16 protein-coding genes and 1 tRNA gene are annotated in these 18,562 nt (G+C 57.2%); 9 read left to right on the plus strand and 8 right to left on the minus strand.

Annotated features, from left to right (window positions below):
• Positions 1-344 precede the first annotated feature (344 nt).
• On the plus strand, positions 345-2,519 hold the full coding sequence (gene rlmKL / locus QZ534_RS18285; protein ID WP_296936668.1) for a bifunctional 23S rRNA (guanine(2069)-N(7))-methyltransferase RlmK/23S rRNA (guanine(2445)-N(2))-methyltransferase RlmL: 2,175 nt from the start codon (positions 345-347) through the stop codon (positions 2,517-2,519).
• Positions 2,520-2,680: 161 nt separating this feature from the next.
• Here the strand turns inward: rlmKL and QZ534_RS18290 are convergent, their stop codons facing one another.
• Together QZ534_RS18290 and QZ534_RS18295 are read right to left on the minus strand one after the other, a co-directional pair.
• Positions 2,681-3,289, minus strand: coding sequence for an outer membrane beta-barrel protein (locus QZ534_RS18290; RefSeq protein WP_296936672.1), 609 nt, complete (start codon positions 3,287-3,289; stop codon positions 2,681-2,683).
• 104 nt (positions 3,290-3,393) lie between these two features.
• On the minus strand, positions 3,394-3,882 hold the full coding sequence (locus tag QZ534_RS18295) for a hypothetical protein (RefSeq protein ID WP_069184621.1): 489 nt from the start codon (positions 3,880-3,882) through the stop codon (positions 3,394-3,396).
• A gap of 121 nt (positions 3,883-4,003) precedes the next feature.
• Between QZ534_RS18295 and QZ534_RS18300 the strand changes: the two genes are divergently transcribed.
• Positions 4,004-5,293 carry a M18 family aminopeptidase gene (locus tag QZ534_RS18300; RefSeq protein WP_296936675.1) on the plus strand — a complete coding sequence of 430 codons (1,290 nt, stop codon included), beginning with the start codon at positions 4,004-4,006 and terminating at the stop codon, positions 5,291-5,293.
• A gap of 56 nt (positions 5,294-5,349) precedes the next feature.
• Here QZ534_RS18300 and QZ534_RS18305 read toward each other — a convergent pair.
• Positions 5,350-5,425, minus strand: a tRNA-Asn gene (locus tag QZ534_RS18305).
• A gap of 72 nt (positions 5,426-5,497) precedes the next feature.
• Between QZ534_RS18305 and QZ534_RS18310 the strand changes: the two genes are divergently transcribed.
• On the plus strand, positions 5,498-6,463 hold the full coding sequence (locus QZ534_RS18310) for an alpha/beta fold hydrolase (RefSeq protein WP_296936677.1): 966 nt from the start codon (positions 5,498-5,500) through the stop codon (positions 6,461-6,463).
• Between the two features lie 7 nt (positions 6,464-6,470).
• On the opposite strand, the gene QZ534_RS18315 is transcribed toward QZ534_RS18310, so the two are convergent.
• Entirely contained in the window at positions 6,471-7,100 is a 630-nt protein-coding gene (locus QZ534_RS18315; protein ID WP_296936679.1) for an arylesterase, read from the minus strand.
• A gap of 62 nt (positions 7,101-7,162) precedes the next feature.
• On the opposite strand from QZ534_RS18315, the gene QZ534_RS18320 reads away from it, so the two are divergent.
• A complete protein-coding gene (locus QZ534_RS18320) occupies positions 7,163-7,882 on the plus strand; it encodes an ATP-binding cassette domain-containing protein (protein ID WP_296936699.1) in 720 nt (239 codons plus the stop codon).
• Complete coding sequence (locus QZ534_RS18325; protein WP_296936682.1) at positions 7,882-10,368, plus strand: FtsX-like permease family protein; 2,487 nt, start codon at positions 7,882-7,884, stop codon at positions 10,366-10,368. The genes QZ534_RS18320 and QZ534_RS18325 overlap by 1 nt, the downstream gene beginning before the upstream one ends.
• 9 nt (positions 10,369-10,377) lie before the next feature.
• Here QZ534_RS18325 and QZ534_RS18330 read toward each other — a convergent pair whose 3' ends face one another.
• The 4 genes from QZ534_RS18330 to QZ534_RS18345 all read right to left on the minus strand — a co-directional run bounded on the left by QZ534_RS18330 (position 10,378) and on the right by QZ534_RS18345 (position 14,516).
• The gene (locus QZ534_RS18330) at positions 10,378-11,160 is read right to left on the minus strand and encodes a transporter substrate-binding domain-containing protein (RefSeq protein WP_296936684.1); all 783 of its coding nucleotides are present in this window, start codon (positions 11,158-11,160) and stop codon (positions 10,378-10,380) included.
• Between the two features lie 172 nt (positions 11,161-11,332).
• Positions 11,333-12,520, minus strand: a complete 1,188-nt coding sequence (locus QZ534_RS18335) for an iron-containing alcohol dehydrogenase (protein WP_296936686.1) — start codon at positions 12,518-12,520, stop codon at positions 11,333-11,335.
• A complete protein-coding gene (locus QZ534_RS18340) occupies positions 12,520-13,065 on the minus strand; it encodes a hypothetical protein (RefSeq protein ID WP_296936688.1) in 546 nt (181 codons plus the stop codon). Before QZ534_RS18340 ends, QZ534_RS18335 begins: the two co-directional genes overlap by 1 nt.
• A 173-nt stretch (positions 13,066-13,238) precedes the next feature.
• Positions 13,239-14,516, minus strand: a complete 1,278-nt coding sequence (locus QZ534_RS18345) for a M48 family metalloprotease (protein ID WP_296936690.1) — start codon at positions 14,514-14,516, stop codon at positions 13,239-13,241.
• 198 nt (positions 14,517-14,714) lie between these two features.
• On the opposite strand from QZ534_RS18345, the gene QZ534_RS18350 reads away from it, so the two are divergent.
• The 4 genes from QZ534_RS18350 to htpG all read left to right on the plus strand — a co-directional run bounded on the left by QZ534_RS18350 (position 14,715) and on the right by htpG (position 18,522).
• The gene (locus tag QZ534_RS18350) at positions 14,715-15,455 is read left to right on the plus strand and encodes a DUF599 domain-containing protein (protein ID WP_296936692.1); all 741 of its coding nucleotides are present in this window, start codon (positions 14,715-14,717) and stop codon (positions 15,453-15,455) included.
• An 18-nt stretch (positions 15,456-15,473) separates the two neighbouring features.
• The gene (locus tag QZ534_RS18355) at positions 15,474-15,944 is read left to right on the plus strand and encodes a PaaI family thioesterase (RefSeq protein ID WP_136629694.1); all 471 of its coding nucleotides are present in this window, start codon (positions 15,474-15,476) and stop codon (positions 15,942-15,944) included.
• Entirely contained in the window at positions 15,941-16,375 is a 435-nt protein-coding gene (locus QZ534_RS18360; protein WP_064226824.1) for a PaaI family thioesterase, read from the plus strand. Before QZ534_RS18355 ends, QZ534_RS18360 begins: the two co-directional genes overlap by 4 nt.
• A gap of 254 nt (positions 16,376-16,629) precedes the next feature.
• The gene (htpG, locus tag QZ534_RS18365; RefSeq protein ID WP_296936697.1) at positions 16,630-18,522 is read left to right on the plus strand and encodes a molecular chaperone HtpG; all 1,893 of its coding nucleotides are present in this window, start codon (positions 16,630-16,632) and stop codon (positions 18,520-18,522) included.
• Positions 18,523-18,562: the final 40 nt, after the last annotated feature.

The following is an 18,562-nucleotide window of genomic DNA, read 5'->3' on the forward strand; positions in this document are numbered from 1 at the left end:
TACATGTCTCTTTTCTGTCTTTTCATGCCGTTCCTCACTGATGGATTAACAGAACAAGCGTGTACACATCTGCAGTGGCTGCGACAAGTGTTACCCGCTCCGGGATAACCCCCTATTGTCAGCTCAAGCCAGAGCAGTCAGGATCCTGTTAACGGAAGGCTTTTTACCTTCCGGAACGACGCGTCAATTACAAGGTAAGTCGAACCTTGCGCGGATGTACACTAATTATTTCATCTATGTGACGCTTTTTTTATAGTTATGTGAACTAAAAAAAGACCGCCGATTTCGGAACGTCCAGTATTCCGGAAACTTACCAACAGTCTTCGCTGAACCAGGAGTTGAACTTGTCCAAATCTGTATTTTTCGTAACCTGCCCGAAGGGGGTCGAGTACCTTCTGGCGGACGAGCTCAGCACCTTTGGTCTGGAAACCGTGCGCAATGCGCCGGCTGGAGTCTGGGTAGAAGGTTCTCTGGAAGGGGGCTACCGCGCGTGCCTCTGGTCGCGCCTTGCCAACCGGGTGATCCTTCATATTGATGAAGTGGATGCCAACAGTGGCGACCAGCTTTATGACGGCGTTGTGCACATGGACTGGCAGCAGCATATCCCGGTGCATGGTAGCTTCCGGGTGACTTTTCTCGGTCAGAATGAGGCCATCCGGAATACTCAGTACGGCGCGCAACGGGTAAAGGACGGCATTGTTGACCGGTTTCAGGCCAACGGCGGGGCACGTCCCTCGGTAGATGCCAAGAACCCCGATGTGATTGTCTCCGCCCGCCTCAATCGCGGACGACTGTCTCTGGGCATCGACCTCAGTGGTCACAGCCTCCACATGCGTGGCTACCGCACTGACAAAGGCGTAGCCCCTCTGAAAGAAAACCTGGCCGCGGCATTGCTGATGCGCGCAGGCTGGCCCGAGATTGCCTCGGCCGGTGGCGATTTCGTGGATCCGATGTGTGGGTCCGGCACGCTTGTCATTGAAGCCGCCATGATGGCACTGGACATGGCGCCTGGCCGCAAGCAGGAGCGGTTCGGCTTTGAAAAATGGCCCGGCCATCAGCCGGAACTCTGGTTGTCCCTGCGCCAGGAAGCTGAGCGCCGTGCCCATGAGGGCAAACAGGGGCGCATCCCGAAACTGGCGGGCTTTGACCAGGACAGCCGGGTTATCGCGACTGCCTGGAAAAACATTCAGAGAGCCGGGCTGGAGAGTATCGTCCACGTTGAAGCCCGGGCGGTTGATGCGCTGAGTCTGGAGGGTGACTGGTCCGGAAAGGGGCTGGTGCTGACCAATCCGCCCTATGGTGAGCGCTTGAGCGAGCGCCGGGAGTTGGGTGCCCTGTATCAGGCTCTGGGTGATGCAGTGAAACGCGCAGTTCCGGGTTGGCGTCTCGGTGTATTTACCGGCGCCCCGGAATTCGGCAAGTCCATCGGTTTGCGGAGCTACAAGCAATACCGGCTTTTCAACGGCAAACTGCCCGCTCAACTGCTGTTGTTCGAGATCAATGACGCCAGCGCCATGACCCCGCGTGGCCCCGATATCCCCGGTGAGATCACTCCTCGTATTGCCAACGAGGAACGTGCGGCCATGCTCCGCAACCGGCTCAAGAAGAATATGAAGACCATTGGCCAATGGGCAAGAAAGCAGGGGATTGGTTGCTACCGTCTTTACGATGCCGACATGCCGGAGTTTGCTCTGGCAATCGATATCTATGAGGGCAGGGTTCACGTTCAGGAGTACGCGGCCCCGAAATCGGTGGACGAACGTTCCGCCCGTGAACGCCTGGCCGAGGCCCTTGCAGTGATTCCTGAGGCACTGGGGGTGGAACGTGAAGACATGGTGTGCAAGCAGCGCCAGCGCCAGACGGGCACCAGCCAGTATGAAAAGCAGGCGGCCAGTGGCGAGTTTTTCAAGGTTCACGAACATGGCTGCGTGCTGAAGGTGAACCTGAAGGATTACCTGGATACCGGCCTGTTCCTGGATCATCGGCCGGTGCGGCACTGGATTCAGCAACACGCCGCAAACCAGCGGTTTCTGAACCTGTTCTGCTATACCGGCGCGGCTACTGTTCATGCCGTAGTTGGAGGCGCCAGCCGGTCCCTGAGCCTGGATATGTCAAAAACCTATGTTGGTTGGGCCGAGGACAATCTGGCCCTGAATGGCGCTGATCCGAAGAAGCATCGGGTCGAGCAGGCGGATTGCCTGGCCTGGCTGGCAGACCGGAAAACGGCGGACCAGCGATTTGATCTGATCTTCATGGATCCGCCCACCTTCTCGAATTCCGCTCGAATGGCGGGCGTTCTGGATATCCAGAAGGATCATCCGACGCTGGTCAGGCAGGCCATGGCGCGGCTAAGTTCTGATGGGTTGCTGATCTTTTCCAACAACTTCCGGCGGTTCAAGTTGGACGAGGCGCTGGAAAGCGAGTTCGAGGTTGTCGAGGTTACCCGGGATACCCTGGACAAGGATTTTCAGCGCAACGCACGGATCCACCGGTGCTGGCATATTCGCCATAAGGCGTAACCGCTATCGAATAGTAGGTCGGATTAGCGAAGCGTAATCCGACAAGAACCGTCGGCATCGGGTATCAATAGATTGTCGGATTACGCTTCGCTAATCCGACCTACATTCTGATCTGACCTACATCCTTATCGGAATCCGATCTACATTCAGTGGCAGCGATTTCAGAATTCGTAGCGTATGCCGCCGGAGAACTGGAAGGTATTCACATCCGTGGCGGTGTCTTCGAAGAGCTTTCCACCCTCGAACACCAGAAAGGTGTCGTCCATTACTTCGAAGTCCAGGCCGGCAATCCAACTGACGCTGAAGCCGCTGTCCGGAAACTCCCCTTCCAGGTCCAGAAAGGGGTTGTTGCGGTCATTCGCCGGGTCGCTGATCTCGCCCTCACCCTGGATATAGGAAAAGCCAAACTGGCCGTAAACATTGGCGTAGTCGGTGATGGGGTAGTGCAGCCCGATATACCAGCTGGCGTAGTAATCAACGCTCAGCGTGAGGTCACTGTTGGGGACTTCGGCATCTTTGAAGCCGCCGCCGGCCCGAAGCTCGGCGTGGAACAGATCGGTGATATGGCCACCCACCACCAGGGTTCCGCCCGTGCCCCAGGCGGTTTCCTTGGTGTTTTCACCGATGGTGCGGTGGTTGTAAGTGGTTGCCAGCAGACCGATGTAATGTTTGTCCACCCGTGGTGTCTCCTGGGCCAAAGCGACTTGCGACGCGAGAAGCAGGGTAGGGACAAGCGGACAGATGACGAGCGTTCGCACAACCTTGTTCATTATTATCGGGCTTCCTGACGTAGGCGAATACGGGCTGATTCTGCCTCGTGTAACCGTTTGTTACGTCGACCCGTGTCACACTTCCCTGTGTCTGTTCTGCACCGTTAAAGGTCTTCGTCGAACAGGCCTTCTTCCCTGGCCATCAGCAGCAGGGCGTATACGCCATTTTCGGGCAGTTGAGGTTCCAGGCTCTCCTCGAACAGCAACTGGCGACGACGATCTTCCAGGGTTTCGCTGTCCAGGCCGGTAATAAGCTCACTGATGGGCGCGATTTCAAATGGGGCCTCCTGTCCCACTGCCGTGAAAATCAGGTCCACCAGAATCTCGTCGGGATCAAGGCCGTCCACGAACACCGTCTGGTCTGGCAGGTCCTGGTGCAGTTCCCGGGCCAGCTCGATGAGGGGCACGCCCTGTTCTTCCAGGTAGAGCAGGTCGATATCACCGAGGTCACCGTCTTCAGGGAGCCAATCATCGGAAGGGGCGATGACCACGGTTTTCATTCGGCCGTCTTCCAGCGACCAGGCCATAGCGGTGGGAAAAAGCGCGTCGTCGGTCTGGCAGTATTCAATGTCGAGAAATCTCGGTGCAGGCACGTTGGGCTCCCGGTGATGGTTGATTTGTGACCCGGTTATAGGGAATGTCCGTTGACCCAGTATGAGGCTTTACGGCTTCATGCCATACTGTTGGCGCAATTATCTTTTAATCAGGGACATCATGGAACACGCTGAATTTAACAAAGATTTATTGAAGTTTCTGAACACTTCCCCCACACCCTGGCATGCGGTCGACACCATGAAACAACGGCTCAGTGCGGCCGGGTTTCAGGAGCTAGACGAGCGGGAAGACTGGTCGCTCGCCAGCAAACAGGGCTATTACGTTGTCCGCAATGGCTCCTCCATTGTTGCGTTCCGGACCGGCAGCAAAGATGTCACTACCTCGGGAGTCCGAATGGTGGGTGCTCATACCGACAGCCCCTGCCTGAAGGTCAAGCCGAACCCGGAGCTTCGCCGCAAAGGCTTTTTCCAACTGGGGGTCGAGGTTTATGGCGGTGTTTTGCTTAATCCCTGGTTTGACCGGGATCTTTCCCTGGCCGGTCGGGTGACGGTGCTGGACGAGGACGGCAAGGTACAGGACACCCTGGTGGATTTCCGTAAGCCGGTGGCTTTCATTCCCAGTCTGGCTATCCATCTCGATCGCGAAGCCAACAGCAATCGCACGGTGAATCCCCAGACCGATCTGCCACCGGTTCTGATGCAGGTCCCGGAAAGCGACACAACCAGCTTTGTGGATTTGCTGTCACAACAGGTAAGAACCGAATCCGGGCTCAGTGTCCGCAAGGTTCTGGGCTACGAGCTGAGCTTCTACGATGCCCGGGAGGCGTCGTTTGTTGGTTTGCGTGATGATTTCATCGCCTCGGCACGCCTGGACAACCTGCTGAGTTGTTACATTGGCCTCCAGTCGCTGCTGAAAACCTCTGGCGATGAAGCCGCGTTGCTGGTCTGCAACGATCACGAGGAAGTTGGCAGTATGTCGGCCGAAGGTGCACAAGGACCGTTCCTGACAGCGGTTCTGGACCGCTGGGCCGGCGCGGGCAAGGCTCGCGCCATTGCCCGTTCGATGATGATCTCGGCGGACAATGCCCATGGCATTCACCCGAATTACATGGATAAACACGACGAGAATCATGGCCCGATTCTCAATCAGGGGCCGGTGATCAAGGTTAACCACAACCAGCGTTACGCCACCAACAGTCGCTCGGCAGCGGTATACCGTCACATCAGTGACGAACTGGGTTTGCCGCACCAGACCTTTGTGGTTCGCAGCGATATGGGCTGTGGCAGTACCATCGGGCCACTCACGGCGGGAAATCTGGGGGTGACCACACTGGATATTGGTGTGCCACAGTTCGGTATGCACTCTATTCGGGAACTGATCGGAACCGAGGATGGGTTCACGCTGTTCCGCGTGCTGACTGAATTTATGCAGCGCGAACAGATCTTCTGAGGTAGTAAACGAAAAATGCCGCTGCTTCGTGAGAAACAGCGGCATTTCGGAATAAGTGGCTCCCCGAGCTGGGCTCGAACCAGCGACAAACGGATTAACAGTCCGTTGCTCTACCAACTGAGCTATCGGGGAACAGCTTCAAGTGGCGCGCATATTAAGCGCTTTGATTTACGGGGTCAACCCCCTGATATGAAAGGCTAAAAATTGTACGAAAGCAGGACTCTTCGCTACCGTCCACCGCCGTGGTTGCGCAATGGCCACGTTCAGTCTGTCTGGCCGACGCTGTTTCGCAAAGTGCCGATGGTGGATCCGGAACCGGAGACCATCGCCACACCGGATGACGACGAACTGCACCTGGACTGGTACCGGCAGGGCAGTAACCGCCTTGCCATCGTGTCTCACGGGCTGGAAGGGCACAGCCGCCGGCCTTATGTGCTGGGTCTTACCCGTGCCCTGTTACGGGAGGGCTGGGACGTTCTGGCCTGGAACTTCCGCTCCTGCGGCGGTGTAATGAACCGACAGCCAAGGTTTTACCACAGCGGTGCCACAGAAGACCTCAGCCTGGTAATTGATCATGGTCTGGCCGGCACATACGACACCCTGTTTCTGTCGGGGTTCAGTATGGGGGGTAATCTGACGCTGCTTTACCTGGGGGAGCAGGGAGAGCGGGTGGACAGCCGGATCTGCGGGGCGGTTACCTATTCGGTTCCCTGCGATCTGGCCGGCAGCGCCGATATGCTGGCGCTACCCAGCCGAAAGATCTACATGCAGCGCTTTCTTCGGGACCTTAAGGTGAAAATGGAGGCCAAAGCGGAAAGGTTTCCGGACCTGATTGATGTTTCGGGATTCGACGATATCCGTAGCTTTCACGAATTTGATGACCGTTACACGGCGCCGCTTCATGGCTTCCGCGATGCCCGGGACTACTGGGCCCAGTGTTCGGCCCTGGGGCGGATGCGGGATGTGAGGGTGCCGGCGCTGATGGTGAATGCCGCCGATGATCCTTTCCTGTCAGCTCAGTGCTTCCCGGAATCAAAGCGCCAGCTCGGCGCCCATGTACGCCTGGAAGCACCCCGGTGGGGCGGCCATGTGGGCTTCGTCGAGCACGCGAAGGATGGCTTTTACTGGTCAGAGCGCCGCGCTTTGGCCTTCCTTCAGGGTTTGATCTGAGCGTGCCTTATTGCAGGATGGGCTTAAGCACCGGCCAGACGTTTTCCAGCAGCTTGGCCTGGGCTTCCTCGGTAGGGTGAATCCCGTCGTCCTGCATCAGCCCGTCCTGGTTGTAGATGCCGTCCAGGAAAAAGGGAACCAGGGCGGTGTCGTAGCGGTCTGACAGCTTCGGGTAAATTTCAGCGAACATTTCGGTATACCGCTGTCCGTAGTTCGGTGGAATCTGCATGCCAACCAGCACGGCACGCGCGCCCGAGCCCTGGACCTTCTCTATCATGGAGGCGAGATTGGATTCGATCACATTGGGTGGGAAGCCGCGAAGGCCATCGTTGCCACCCAGCTCGATAATCACCACCTCGGGTTCATTCTCCTCAAGGAGTTCGGGCAGCCGGCGGGCACCGCCATCGGTGGTTTCGCCGCTGATGCTGGCATTGACCACTTCCCAGTCTGTCATGCCATTGGTCTCCAGCCGATTGCGCAGCAACTGCACCCATGCAGTGTCGGAGGGAACGCCATAGGCCGCACTGAGGCTATCGCCAACAATCAGTAGCGTGCTTTGACTGGCCGCTACCGGCAGTGCCAGCAGGGCAACTACGAGAAAAAGAATTGATCTGACGTACACCAATGCCGTATGCATAGACAACCAATACACCTTTAAGTCGTTTTCAGGACCCAGGATCGGGAGATTCCGTGAACCAGATGACCAATATAAACCCGGATAGCCAGAGCCCAATGTTACGGGTCAATAACCTGACTCACCGTGTCAGTGTTGAAACCGATACGCTCACGATCTTGCAGGGGGTCACTCTTGAAATCAATCGGGGAGAATCCGTAGCGATTGTCGGGCGCTCCGGCTCCGGCAAAACCACGCTTTTGGGCTTGCTGGCGGGCCTTGATACGCCAACGGAAGGCACAGTCGAACTGGACGGGTCGGCGATCAGCAAGCTCAGTGAGGACGAGCGGGCGAAGCTTCGGGCCCATCGGGTCGGGTTCGTTTTCCAGTCCTTCCAGCTGTTACCGGCGCTGACCGCGCTCGAGAACGTTATGTTGCCCCTGGAGCTTGCCGGCATGGCTTCACCGGAAAAAAGAGCACGTGAGCTACTGGAGCGTGTGGGCCTGGGCGAGCGTCTGACCCACACACCAAGACAGCTGTCGGGGGGTGAGCAGCAGCGGGTAGCGATTGCGCGGGCGTTCGCCTCTGAGCCGCTGATTCTGTTTGCCGATGAGCCGACCGGTAATCTGGACAACCGCACCGGGCAGGCAGTTTCCGACCTATTGATGGCACTGAACCGGGAGAAGGGCACAACGCTGGTGATGGTTACCCACGACGAACACCTGGCGGCGCGCTGCAATCGGCAGTTCCACATTGAAGCCGGCGTTCTTACCGAACCGGAAGCAGCTCAGGAGATGGCGCACTGATGGCTGCTGCGAAAAAACTCATGTCGGTCCGCCGGGACTGGCGGGAACGGGATGTTCGTGTCGTTCTGGCGGCCCTGATCATTGCCGTTGCCACGGTTGCGACCATTGCCCTGTTCGCCAGCCAGTTGCAGCGTACCCTGGTATCTTCGGCCAGCTCGTTCCTGGCGGCGGATCGTCAGCTGGAAGCGGAGAACGGCCGTCCGATTCCGGATTCCTGGCTGCAGGAAGCGTCCGATCAGGGATTGGAGACCGGCCGAATGGTGGAATTTTCCACCATGGTGTTTGGTGCGGATAATTTTCAACTGGTGTCAGTAAAGGCCGTGAGCGATGAATACCCGCTCAGGGGCGACATTGAAATCCAACGGGATCCACAGGGAACGAGAGAGCTGGTTAACCAGGGCCCCAGACCCGGAGAGGTCTGGATTAATCCGCGCTTGCTCAGACTCCTGGATCTCGAACTTGGAGAGTCTCTGGAAGTCGGGAATCTGAATCTTAAGGTGTCCGGTCTGCTCATTCGAGAGCCCGATGGCGGTTTCCGGCTTTCGGCTTTGGCGCCCAGAGTGATGATGCACGTGGATGATGTCTCCTCTACCGGCGTCGTTCAGGAGGGCAGTCGGGTAGAGTATGTCTACCTGTTTGCCGGCGATGAAGCCTCGCTGGAATCTTACTATCAATGGCTGCAACCCCGGCTGGAGCCCAGCCATGAATGGGAAGGAGTTCGGGATGGTGAAACCTTCTCCCGTTCTCTCGAGCGTGCCGAGCGATTTCTGCTACTGGGCGGCAGCCTTGCGGTTCTGCTCGCCGCTGTGGCGGTAGCCGTTGCCAGCAGGCAATATGCCCTGTCCCAGCGCGATACCGTAGCGCTACTGAAAACCCTTGGCCTGAGCGGGGCCGGTATTGGCGGTTTGTATCTCAGACGCCTGGCACTCTGGGGTGTTACCGGTATTGTTGGTGGTCTTTTGGTGGCCATACCGCTTTACTGGCTGCTGATTCGAATGCTCAGCGAGGTTCTGGAGCGGCCTGTGGATTTCCAGCTTGACCCAGCCGCGCTGGTGCCTGCGTTGCTGACCGCGCTGGTGTCTCTGTTCGCCTTCGCCTACCCGCCGGTCCGCCGGCTTCGGAATGTACCGGCCATGCGTGTACTGCGCAGCCAGCCCGGTGAAACCGGTCGTGAAGCCTTGCCGGATATTATTATTGCCATTGTGGCGGTGTTCGGGCTTGTCTGGATGTATGCCGGCGAACTGGCTCTGGTGGTCTCTCTTCTTGGGGGGCTTGCACTGCTGCTCGGTGCGCTCGGCCTGGTGGGCTGGCTGCTGGTGGCAACACTGCGCAAGGTTCGTGGTGGCGGTAACGCCTGGAGTCTGGCACTTGTGGGCCTGTACCGGCATCGCCGTGCCAGCCTGTCCCAGATAGCTGTGTTTGCGATGACGCTCATGCTCGCAGCCACATTAATACTGGTGCGTACGTCGCTGCTGGCGGACTGGCAGGCCCAGTTACCGGATGATGCTCCCAATCATTTTCTTATCAATATCGCGCCGGAGGCCGTGGAGGACGTTGATGCGTTCTGGCAGGAGCGCGGCCAGCCACTGGATAAACTTTATCCCATGGTTCGCGGGCGTCTGACCGAGCTCAATGGCCAGCCGGTCAAGGAGACGGTCAGTAAGGATGAGAACGTTAACGCCCTCAATCGTGAGTTGAACCTGACCTGGATGTCCACGTTGCCGGAAGACAACGAGATTGTGGAAGGCACCTGGTTTGCCGAAAACCAGAAGGACGGCGTCTCGGTTGAAGCCGAACTGGCCGGGAAACTCGGCCTTTCACTGGGAGACAGACTGACCTTCACTATCGGGTCCGAGAAGGTCACTGAAGCTGTGACGAGTATCCGCACGGTCCAGTGGGACAGCATGAAGCCCAATTTCTACATGGCCTTCCCGCCGGAAGGGGGGCTGACGGACATGCCTGCTACATGGATTACCAGTTTCTATTTGCCCAAGGACAGGAAGGATGCGCTGAATGACTTTTCCCGCCAGTTCCCGACTGTCTCCGTACTAGAAATTGACCATGTGATCGAGCGAATCCAGGAGATCGTCCGCCAGGTAACCCAGGCTATTGAAGCCATTCTCGCGCTGATTCTTGCCGCTGCGCTGGTGGTGATGGCGGCGGTGGTCAGCGCAACGCTCCGTGACAGGCAGAGGGAGGGCGCCTTGCTGCGAACCCTGGGTGGCCGTCAGAGGCTGCTGGTGCGGAGCACCATGCTTGAGTTTGCGCTGCTGGGTGGCTTTGCGGGCTTGTTGGGCGTGGTTGCTGCCGAGGCAGCGGTCTGGGCACTTCAGTTCAGAATGTTTGAGGGCACGTTCCAGTGGCATTGGCACGTTGTACTGCCCATCCCGCTGGTTAGTGCCTTTGTTCTGGCTATGTTTGGCCGCTGGCAGCTCCGGCCGGTCCTGAGCGTGTCACCGATGCTGATGCTCCGGCGTCTGGAGTAGCGGCGGTGACTATCGGTAATTGGCAAGAATGGCGTCTAGTTCGCCATTCTTCTTCATCTTCGCCAACTCTTCATTGAACTTTTTGGCAAATGGCAGCCAGTCCTTGCGCAACATCAGCCTGAATCCGTAATTGCTGATGCTTTCGCTCGTTATGTCAAAGTGTTCTCGCAGTCCTTCGTTCTTGAGAATCCATTTTCCGACCAGCCGATCCGCAACGGCTGCGTCGAATCGGTCACCGTGCAGCACAAAGGTGAACATGTCCTTGTCCCGGGAAACATCAAACCGGCGAATTCGACCTTCTTCGAAATAGGGGTCAAGCAGCGGATATTGGTAGCCAAGATGGGTGACAATCGTTTTTGATACCAGGTCTTCCGGGCTCTCGAAGGAGAACCCCGAGTTTGCTGGCACGAAAAAGACCTCTTCGATGTCCACCACCGGGTCGGTAAACAGGAATTGCTCCGGTTGCTCAGCCCATTCCCTGGCCCGCGGGGTGGCGTCGATGTAACCCTCAAGCAGCATCTGATCGACCCGCTTTCGCGGTATCTGCTCTGCTTTTACCGTATAGCCAAGGCGTTGGGCAACCACGGTTACCACATCCCACATGATTCCAGAGGGCTGGCTCTGATGCACGATCAGGTAGGGCGGATAACCGTTGGGAGAAATATTGAAGCGGAAAACCTGCTCTTGCTGGGCAGTTTCCTGCGTAGCAGATGCCGAAGGCGACAGTGCCACGTGAGCAAACAGGAGGGCGCCCAGAATGGCACAGATACGGCAGGAAGGTCGGTTTTGCATGCGGAAGGGGCTCTCTACGGACCGGTACTGTAGGTGGAAAATGAACCCGGCTATCATCCCTGCCAGAAGTCGATGATTGTCCTCTTTTGCTCAGTTCTTTTCAATGATTTGAAGTCTATCTTCACACAATTTCAGTTCAGGGCAGGGGCCTGGCGAGGCCCCTGCCTATGGGTCATGCCCAGGCGCGTCGCAGGACTGCGCGGGCATCGTCAAGAGTTACTTCCTTCGGATTGAACATGATGGAGCCATCGTCCAGCGCCATTTCGGCGATGTGGTCGAGCTGATCCTCGGTTACCTTGCCGGTCTCCTTCAGAGTCCGGGGCAGTTGGCACCGCTTGTACAACGCGTCCCGAAGTTTGCGAATGGCGGAAATGCTGGCCTCAGCACGGCGACTTGCCGGCGTCGCTGCAAATACTTCGGGGCCCTCCAGATACAGCAACAACTCACCCAGGGGTTCGCGGATGGTCTCCAGGTTGTACTCCAGCACGTAGGGCAGGTAAAGGCTCATGCACAGGCCATGGGGCAGGTGACAGATGGCGCCGGTGGCGTGCCCCAGCGCGTGCACGAGGCCCACCATGGAATTTGAGAAGGCAATGCCGGCCATGGTTGATGCCTGGGCAAGTTCCAGCCTGCCGTCACTGTCTTTCGGGTTGTCCATAACGTTGAGGAGGGAGTGGCTGATCTTTTTGATCGCAGCCGTGGCGTAGGCATCGCTCAACGGATTCTTGGCCATGCAGGTGAAGGCTTCCGTGGCATGGGTCATGGCATCCATCGCCGTTGCCGCGGTGATGTGAGGCGGCAGGGTGAGGGTCATGCGCGGATCAATAATAGCCGCGTTCGGAAGCAGGAATGACGACGTGAAGGGTAGCTTGACGCCTTTGGCTTCGTCGGTGATAACAGCAACCGAAGTGACTTCCGAGCCGGTACCGGCCGTTGTCGGCACAACGAAAAACGGCTTTAGAGGATGCTTTAGCACGCCGGCACCGCTGTATTTTGCAATGTCGTCGCCACCCTCGGAGACCAGAATGTTGACGGCTTTGCCGGTATCAATTGCCGAGCCACCGCCGACGGCGATGATGGAGTCGCACTTCTCCTGGCGATAGATGCCGGCGATGTCGCGCACTACGGTGGTAGAGGAGTCCGGGGGAACATCATCATAAATGGAGGTGATTTCCAGTCCACTTTCCTCACAGGCCGCGATAACGGGTTCGAGCAGGCCGGCAGCCCGTACGCCCTTGTCGGTCACGATCATTGGCCGCTTGGCAGCCATGCCGGTGAGCTCATAGGGAATATGTTCAAGGGCGGCCTTGCCGGCAATGACTTTTACCGGGCAGAAGAACTCATAATATTTGTTGGTCATCACGCTCTCACTGTCTCGACAAAATTGGTGGCAACTTTCAGGTAAATGCGCGCAGCGCTGATCAGTTTTTCCGGCAAGTGCAGGTCGGCCGGGTATTCCTTGACGGCCCGCTCGGCGATCAGTTTTGGCAGGATGAAGGATTCAAGCCGGTTCAGCACCCGAGTCATACGGACGGCATAACTGATGTCACCATCCACCAGCATGCGGTCATTGGCGAATGCAACCGATGTCTTCTCCTGGAAAGACAGCACCAGAAACGCATGGGCAATGTGCTTGAACTGAATCGACAGGTCGACCGGGCGTGGTGACTTGTCACCGTGGTAACGGAAACGTCCCTGGCCGGTGTGTTCCACAATCAGCTTCGAGCCGTCCGGCATCACCATCATCTCGAACAGAAAGCCATCGGGCAGGGCCCTGGCTTCGTTCTGAACCTTCTCGTCCACTTCACTCACAGCCTGCAGGGCTCGTCCCATTACCTGGAACATCAGCTCCACATACAGGCGGCGCGCCTGAAAGACCATGGGCTGGATACGTTTCGCTAGCATGTCCGTCATCCAATGATTGTTGATGTCATCTGATTTTTAGAGTTATTGCTCTAAAAGTCAATGGAGCTGATGACAGAAGTTACACGTCAGCCCGGCAATCTTGATCCCGAGCAACAAAAAGGCCGGAATCCCTCAGGACTCCGGCCTTCTCTAGTCAGCGATTCAGCGGATAGTTACTGCGTTAGCGCCGCCAGTTTACGTTTGGCCTCTTCAGCTACGTCCCCTCCGGCCTCGGCAGCCTTGCTGTAATAGGCAATAGCTTCATTCCGGTTGTTCTGCTTCACCGCAACATCGCCCAGGCGCAGAAACGCAATGGAGGTGGGGACGGTTTCATTGGCTTTGGTAAGGTTTTCCCGGGCCTTGTCCAGATTGTTAAGTCTCAGCGCATTCAGGCCATTGTATAGGCGATATTTGAACATCTCCGGGTAGAGCTCTACCGCTTTTTCAAAGTCGGCAGCGGCTTTCTCGGCTTCCTGCTGTTCCTGATAAATGCGGCCGCGCAGAGCATAGAACATGGCTTCCCGCGGTAGCTGGCGGATTGCCTCGTTGATCTTGTCCAGCGCAGGCTTCATTTCACCTTTGGAGGCCAGTTCCATGGCCTTGTCGTGGGCATCGTAAGCAGGCTGCAGCGAGCGGAGTTTGGCCATTTTGTGTTCATAGACGTCTTCACCACGATAGCCGCCCGCGCCAACCTTCTGTACCAGTTCGCGGTTTTCCTGAACCCGTTTTGCCGAGGGTGGGTGGGTCGCGAACAGGCCATCAATAAAGCCGGACTGGCGGCCTTCGGAAAGTTTCAGGAAGAGCTCCTGCAGCTCCACCGCCGCCTGGGGATCGTAGCCTGCCTCCTTCATGTAGAGAATGCCGTAGTGATCCGACTCCAGCTCATCGCCCTGGCTGTATTGGGCCAGGGCAAGCTGGGCACCAAGGGCAGCGCCACCCATGATCAACCCGGCCCACTCGTTGTCCGACAGGGCAAAGCCAAGGCCGGCAACCCCGGCACTGATCAGCATGCCCTGCTGCATGCGTTGAACACTGTGTCTGGCCGCCGCATGAACAATCTCATGGCCAAGGACAGAGGCAAGCTGGGCCTCGTCTTCAAGTTCTGTCAGCAGGCCGCGATTGATGGCAATCTTGCCTCCTGGCAGGGCCCAGGCATTGGGTACACTGCTGTTCAGAACCACGAACTCATAGGGTAAGTCAGGCCGGTCACTGACTCTCGCCATCTTCTGGCCAACCTCGCTCACGTAAAGCGTCAGCTCTGGATCCACATAAAACCGGCCGCCCTGGGTTTGCTGGGTGGGCACGTATTGCTCGGCGCCCATAGCGAGCTCCTGGCTTTCACCGATCAGCGAAAGTTGTTTTTCCCCGGTAACCGGGTTGACCGAGCAGCCGCTGAGTGTCAGGGCCAGGGTAATGGCGACCAGGCTGGTTCTGATAGCAGACAGGTTCACAGTGGACTCCCTTTTGGATGATGCAACGTCGGGCATTTTCAAGACATTTGCCCGCTTCCTGAAAGGCCAGTTTATAGCACATGATTGCCTATGGGTGGATTACCGCACTGTGTTCAGCGGTGGTGGCGGGCAGGCCCTTGGCGTATCATAAGCCCCTGTTCCCGCACTGTTTCACCATTTTCGAGCCAAAGGCAACCCATGGGCAATCTCCTCGAACTGATCGCTTTACTCTGGTTCCTGGTTTGTTGGCTCGGTTATACCGAGTACTCCAAACGCCGCGCCGCCGATCGTCCCTGCCTGTCCAATACGCTGGACCTGTACCGGGAAGACTGGATGCGTGTCATGTTGCGCCGGGAAAACCGGATTGCTGATGCTTCGGTGGTTGGTAACCTTGAACGAAACGGCGCGTTTTTCGCCTCCAGTTGCCTGCTGATTCTCGCCGGTATTATCACTGCTCTTGGCTACACCCAGGAAGTGATGGAAGTGTTCAGCACCATGCCATTCGGCACATTGCCCACGCGGGAGATCTGGGAACTGCGAATGGTGGTGTTGCTGGTGGTGTTTATCTACGCCTTTTTCAAATTCACCTGGTCCATGCGGATGTACAACTTTGTTTCTGTGATGGTGGGCAGCGCACCGCCACCGGACGATACCAGGACCAGCCCGGCGGCGCGCGAAGCATTTGCCCGCAGCGCCGGCAATATCTGTAATCTGGCCGGCGATGCCTTCAACCTTGGCCTGCGATCCTACTATTACGCACTCGCCGTGGTAGGCTGGTTTATCCATCCGATCGTTTTCATGGCGGCATCCACCCTGGTGGTGATCGTCCTTTACCGCCGGGAGTTCTGCTCTACGGCTCTGGAAGCGTTGAGGGCAGGGAAGGTTTTTGAAGAACCGCTTCCCGGCAAGGCGGAAAACAGCCCAAAACCCAAAAGCTGATCCACAGGTTGAACCTGAATGAACGATGATATCCGACGGAAACGGGTTACCCGTTTTATCGACACACTGAATCAGGCCAAAGAGCTTGGCCTGACCGTTACCGAGGCCAAAAAAGGCAGTCTCACACTTTGTCTGCCCTATAGTGACCGGATCATCGGTAATCCTGACACCGGCGTGATCCATGGCGGCGCTATAACCACACTGATGGATACTACCTCTGGCTGTGTGATCCTGTGCGCCCTGGAAGATTTCGAACTCTGCCCGACGCTCGATTTGCGTGTGGACTACATGCGCCCGGCCCATCCGAGAAAGCCTGTTTACGCGAGGGCTGAAACCTATCGGGTAACCCGGAACATCATTTTCACCCGTTGCGAGGCCTACCAGGAGGGGGGCGAAACCATTGCCAACTGCGTGGCCACCTTCATGCGCATCGGCAAGGACGCCAGCCCTAAACACTATCGGGACCTGATCACCGGAGGTGAAGAATGACCGATCCTGAAATCCTCCGTTACACCCAGGAAACCGGTGACTTCAGCCGTATGCTCAAGAGCATTCCCTATGCCACCTGGATTGGTCTCCAGTGTGAGCGGTTCGGCGACGATCTTATCTTTCGCCTGCCGTGCAAGGACTCCAACCTCGGCAATCCCATCCTGCCGGCCATCCACGGTGGAGTGATTGGTGGCTTCATGGAAATGTCCGCCAATATCTACCTGATCATGTCCCAGGAAAGCCTGCGCATGCCCCGCATCGTCGACTTTTCCCTGGACTACCTCCGTGCGGGTCTCAACCGCGAGACCTACGCCGAATGCCGCCTGACCCGCCAGGGCAACCGCGTAGCCAATGTGATGGTCAGCGCCTGGCAGAAATCCCGCTCGCAACCCATTGCGACTGCCAGGGCGCACTTCCTCCTCGAAGACTGATTTGCCGATACACCGGGGCTTGAAATGCCTCGGTGCGCCCCCACTTCTGCTCAGAACGAACTCAATAGCCTGGTGGCACGGGTAGGCAGAGCTTTCCAAAACCGTGCGGAGCCATGGATGGCGGAGCCGAGCGTACATGGACGTATTCACAGCGTGTTTTGGAAAGCTCTGCCTACCCGTGCCGCTCCATGAATGATGAAGTAACTCGGGCGCCCTACATGCCCGTTTAATTTGTAGCAGGAGACATGAACGCCATGACGGTTGAAGCCAATAAAGAGACGCTTGGATTCCAGACCGAAGTGAAGCAGCTGCTTCACCTGATGATTCACTCGTTGTATTCCAACAAGGAAATCTTCCTTCGTGAGCTGATTTCCAACGCTTCAGATGCCGAGGACAAACTGCGTTTCGCAGCCCTGAAAGATGACAGCCTCTACGAGGGCGATCCAGAGCTGAAGATTCGCCTGGATTTCGATGAAGAGGCAAATACCGTCACGCTGACCGATAACGGTATCGGCATGACCCGTGACGACGTCATCCAGAACCTCGGCACTATTGCCCGTTCCGGTACCGCCGAGTTCCTCCAGCAATTGTCTGGCGACGAGAAAAAGGACAGCAAGCTGATCGGTCAGTTTGGTGTCGGTTTCTACTCTGCGTTTATTGTGGCCGACAAAGTCGATGTGTTTACCCGCCGCGCCGGTGCGCCAGCGGAAGAGGGCGTGCACTGGGAGTCTAAAGGCGATGGTGAATTTTCCATTGAACAGGTCAATCGGGAAAACCGTGGCACCCAGATTGTTCTACATCTGAAGTCAGACGCCAAGGAATTCGCCAACGGCTGGAAACTGCGCAGCCTGGTCAAAAAGTACTCCGATCATATTTCCTTCCCGGTTGTTATGAAGGCCGAGTCCGATGAAGGCGAGAAGAAGGACGAGTACGAAACCGTTAACGATGCAACCGCGCTCTGGACACTCCCGCGTACCGAAATCAAGGACGAGGAGTACAAGGAGTTCTACAAGCACATCGCCCACGATTTTGAAGACCCGCTGACCTGGTCTCACAACAAGGTGGAAGGCAAGCTGGACTACACCAGCCTGTTGTATATTCCGGCCCGTGCGCCGTTTGATCTGTACAACCGGGAAGCGCCCCGCGGCCTGAAGCTGTACGTGCAGCGGGTGTTCATCATGGATGACGCCGAGCAGTTCCTTCCGCTGTACCTGCGTTTCGCCAAGGGCGTGATCGATTCCAACGATCTGTCCCTGAACGTGTCCCGCGAGATCCTGCAAAACGACAGCACAGTGGAAAGTATCCGTACCGCGCTGACCAAGCGGGTTCTGGATATGCTGTCCAAGCTGGCCAAGAAGGATCCGGAGCAGTACCAGAAGTTCTGGGGTGAGTTCGGCACAGTCCTGAAGGAAGGCCCGGCGGAAGATTTCAGCAACCGCGAGAAGATTGCCGGCCTGTTGCGCTTTGCCTCTACCCATACCGGCGAGAGCACACAGAATGTGTCGCTGGATGACTACATCAGCCGGATGAAAGAAGGGCAGAAGAAGCTGTATTACATCACCGCTGACAACTTCACCGCGGCCAAAAGCAGCCCGCATCTGGAAGTGTTCCGCAAGAAGGGTATCGAGGTGCTGATCCTCACCGATCGTATCGACGAGTGGATGATGGGCTACCTCAGCGAGTACGACGGCAAGCAGTTCCAGGACGTTGCCCGGGGTGATCTGGATCTTGGCGAAGTCGAGACCGAAGAAGACAAGAAGCACAAGGAAGAGGCGGCTGAAGAGCACAAGGATCTGCTTGAGCGCATCAAGAATGCCCTCAGCGACCGGGTTCAGGAAGTTCGGGTAACCAACCGCCTGACCGACTCACCGGCTTGCCTGGTTGTCGGTGATTTCGACATGGGCGCGCAGATGAAGAAGATCATGGAAGCGGCCGGCCAGAAAGTGCCGGACAGCAAGCCGATCTTTGAGATCAATGTCGACCATCCGCTGGTTCAGCGCCTGGAAAGCGAGAAGGGCGAAGAGCGCTTCAACGAGCTCTCCGCAGTCATTCTGGACCAGGCCACCCTGGCCAGCGGTGAACAGCTCCCGGACCCGGGTGCCTACGTTACCCGCCTGAACCGCCTGCTGCTGGAACTGGCCAACTGAGGCCCGGTGCCGGTGCCGGTGCCTTGTCGGATTACGCCGT

Source organism: uncultured Marinobacter sp., assembly GCF_913055835.1.
Lineage (GTDB): Bacteria > Pseudomonadota > Gammaproteobacteria > Pseudomonadales > Oleiphilaceae > Marinobacter.

Excerpts from the sequence above, each read along its gene's own strand:
- QZ534_RS18290 (WP_296936672.1), bottom strand. The coding sequence starts at position 3,289 with ATGAACAAGGTTGTGCGAACGCTCGTCATCTGTCCGCTTGTCCCTACC.
- QZ534_RS18300 (WP_296936675.1), top strand. The coding sequence starts at position 4,004 with ATGGAACACGCTGAATTTAACAAAGATTTATTGAAGTTTCTGAACACT.
- QZ534_RS18315 (WP_296936679.1), bottom strand. The coding sequence starts at position 7,100 with ATGCATACGGCATTGGTGTACGTCAGATCAATTCTTTTTCTCGTAGTT.
- QZ534_RS18320 (WP_296936699.1), top strand. The coding sequence starts at position 7,163 with ATGACCAATATAAACCCGGATAGCCAGAGCCCAATGTTACGGGTCAAT.
- QZ534_RS18325 (WP_296936682.1), top strand. The coding sequence starts at position 7,882 with ATGGCTGCTGCGAAAAAACTCATGTCGGTCCGCCGGGACTGGCGGGAA.
- QZ534_RS18330 (WP_296936684.1), bottom strand. The coding sequence starts at position 11,160 with ATGCAAAACCGACCTTCCTGCCGTATCTGTGCCATTCTGGGCGCCCTC.
- QZ534_RS18335 (WP_296936686.1), bottom strand. The coding sequence starts at position 12,520 with ATGACCAACAAATATTATGAGTTCTTCTGCCCGGTAAAAGTCATTGCC.
- QZ534_RS18340 (WP_296936688.1), bottom strand. The coding sequence starts at position 13,065 with ATGCTAGCGAAACGTATCCAGCCCATGGTCTTTCAGGCGCGCCGCCTG.
- QZ534_RS18350 (WP_296936692.1), top strand. The coding sequence starts at position 14,715 with ATGGGCAATCTCCTCGAACTGATCGCTTTACTCTGGTTCCTGGTTTGT.
- QZ534_RS18355 (WP_136629694.1), top strand. The coding sequence starts at position 15,474 with ATGAACGATGATATCCGACGGAAACGGGTTACCCGTTTTATCGACACA.
- QZ534_RS18360 (WP_064226824.1), top strand. The coding sequence starts at position 15,941 with ATGACCGATCCTGAAATCCTCCGTTACACCCAGGAAACCGGTGACTTC.
- htpG (WP_296936697.1), top strand. The coding sequence starts at position 16,630 with ATGACGGTTGAAGCCAATAAAGAGACGCTTGGATTCCAGACCGAAGTG.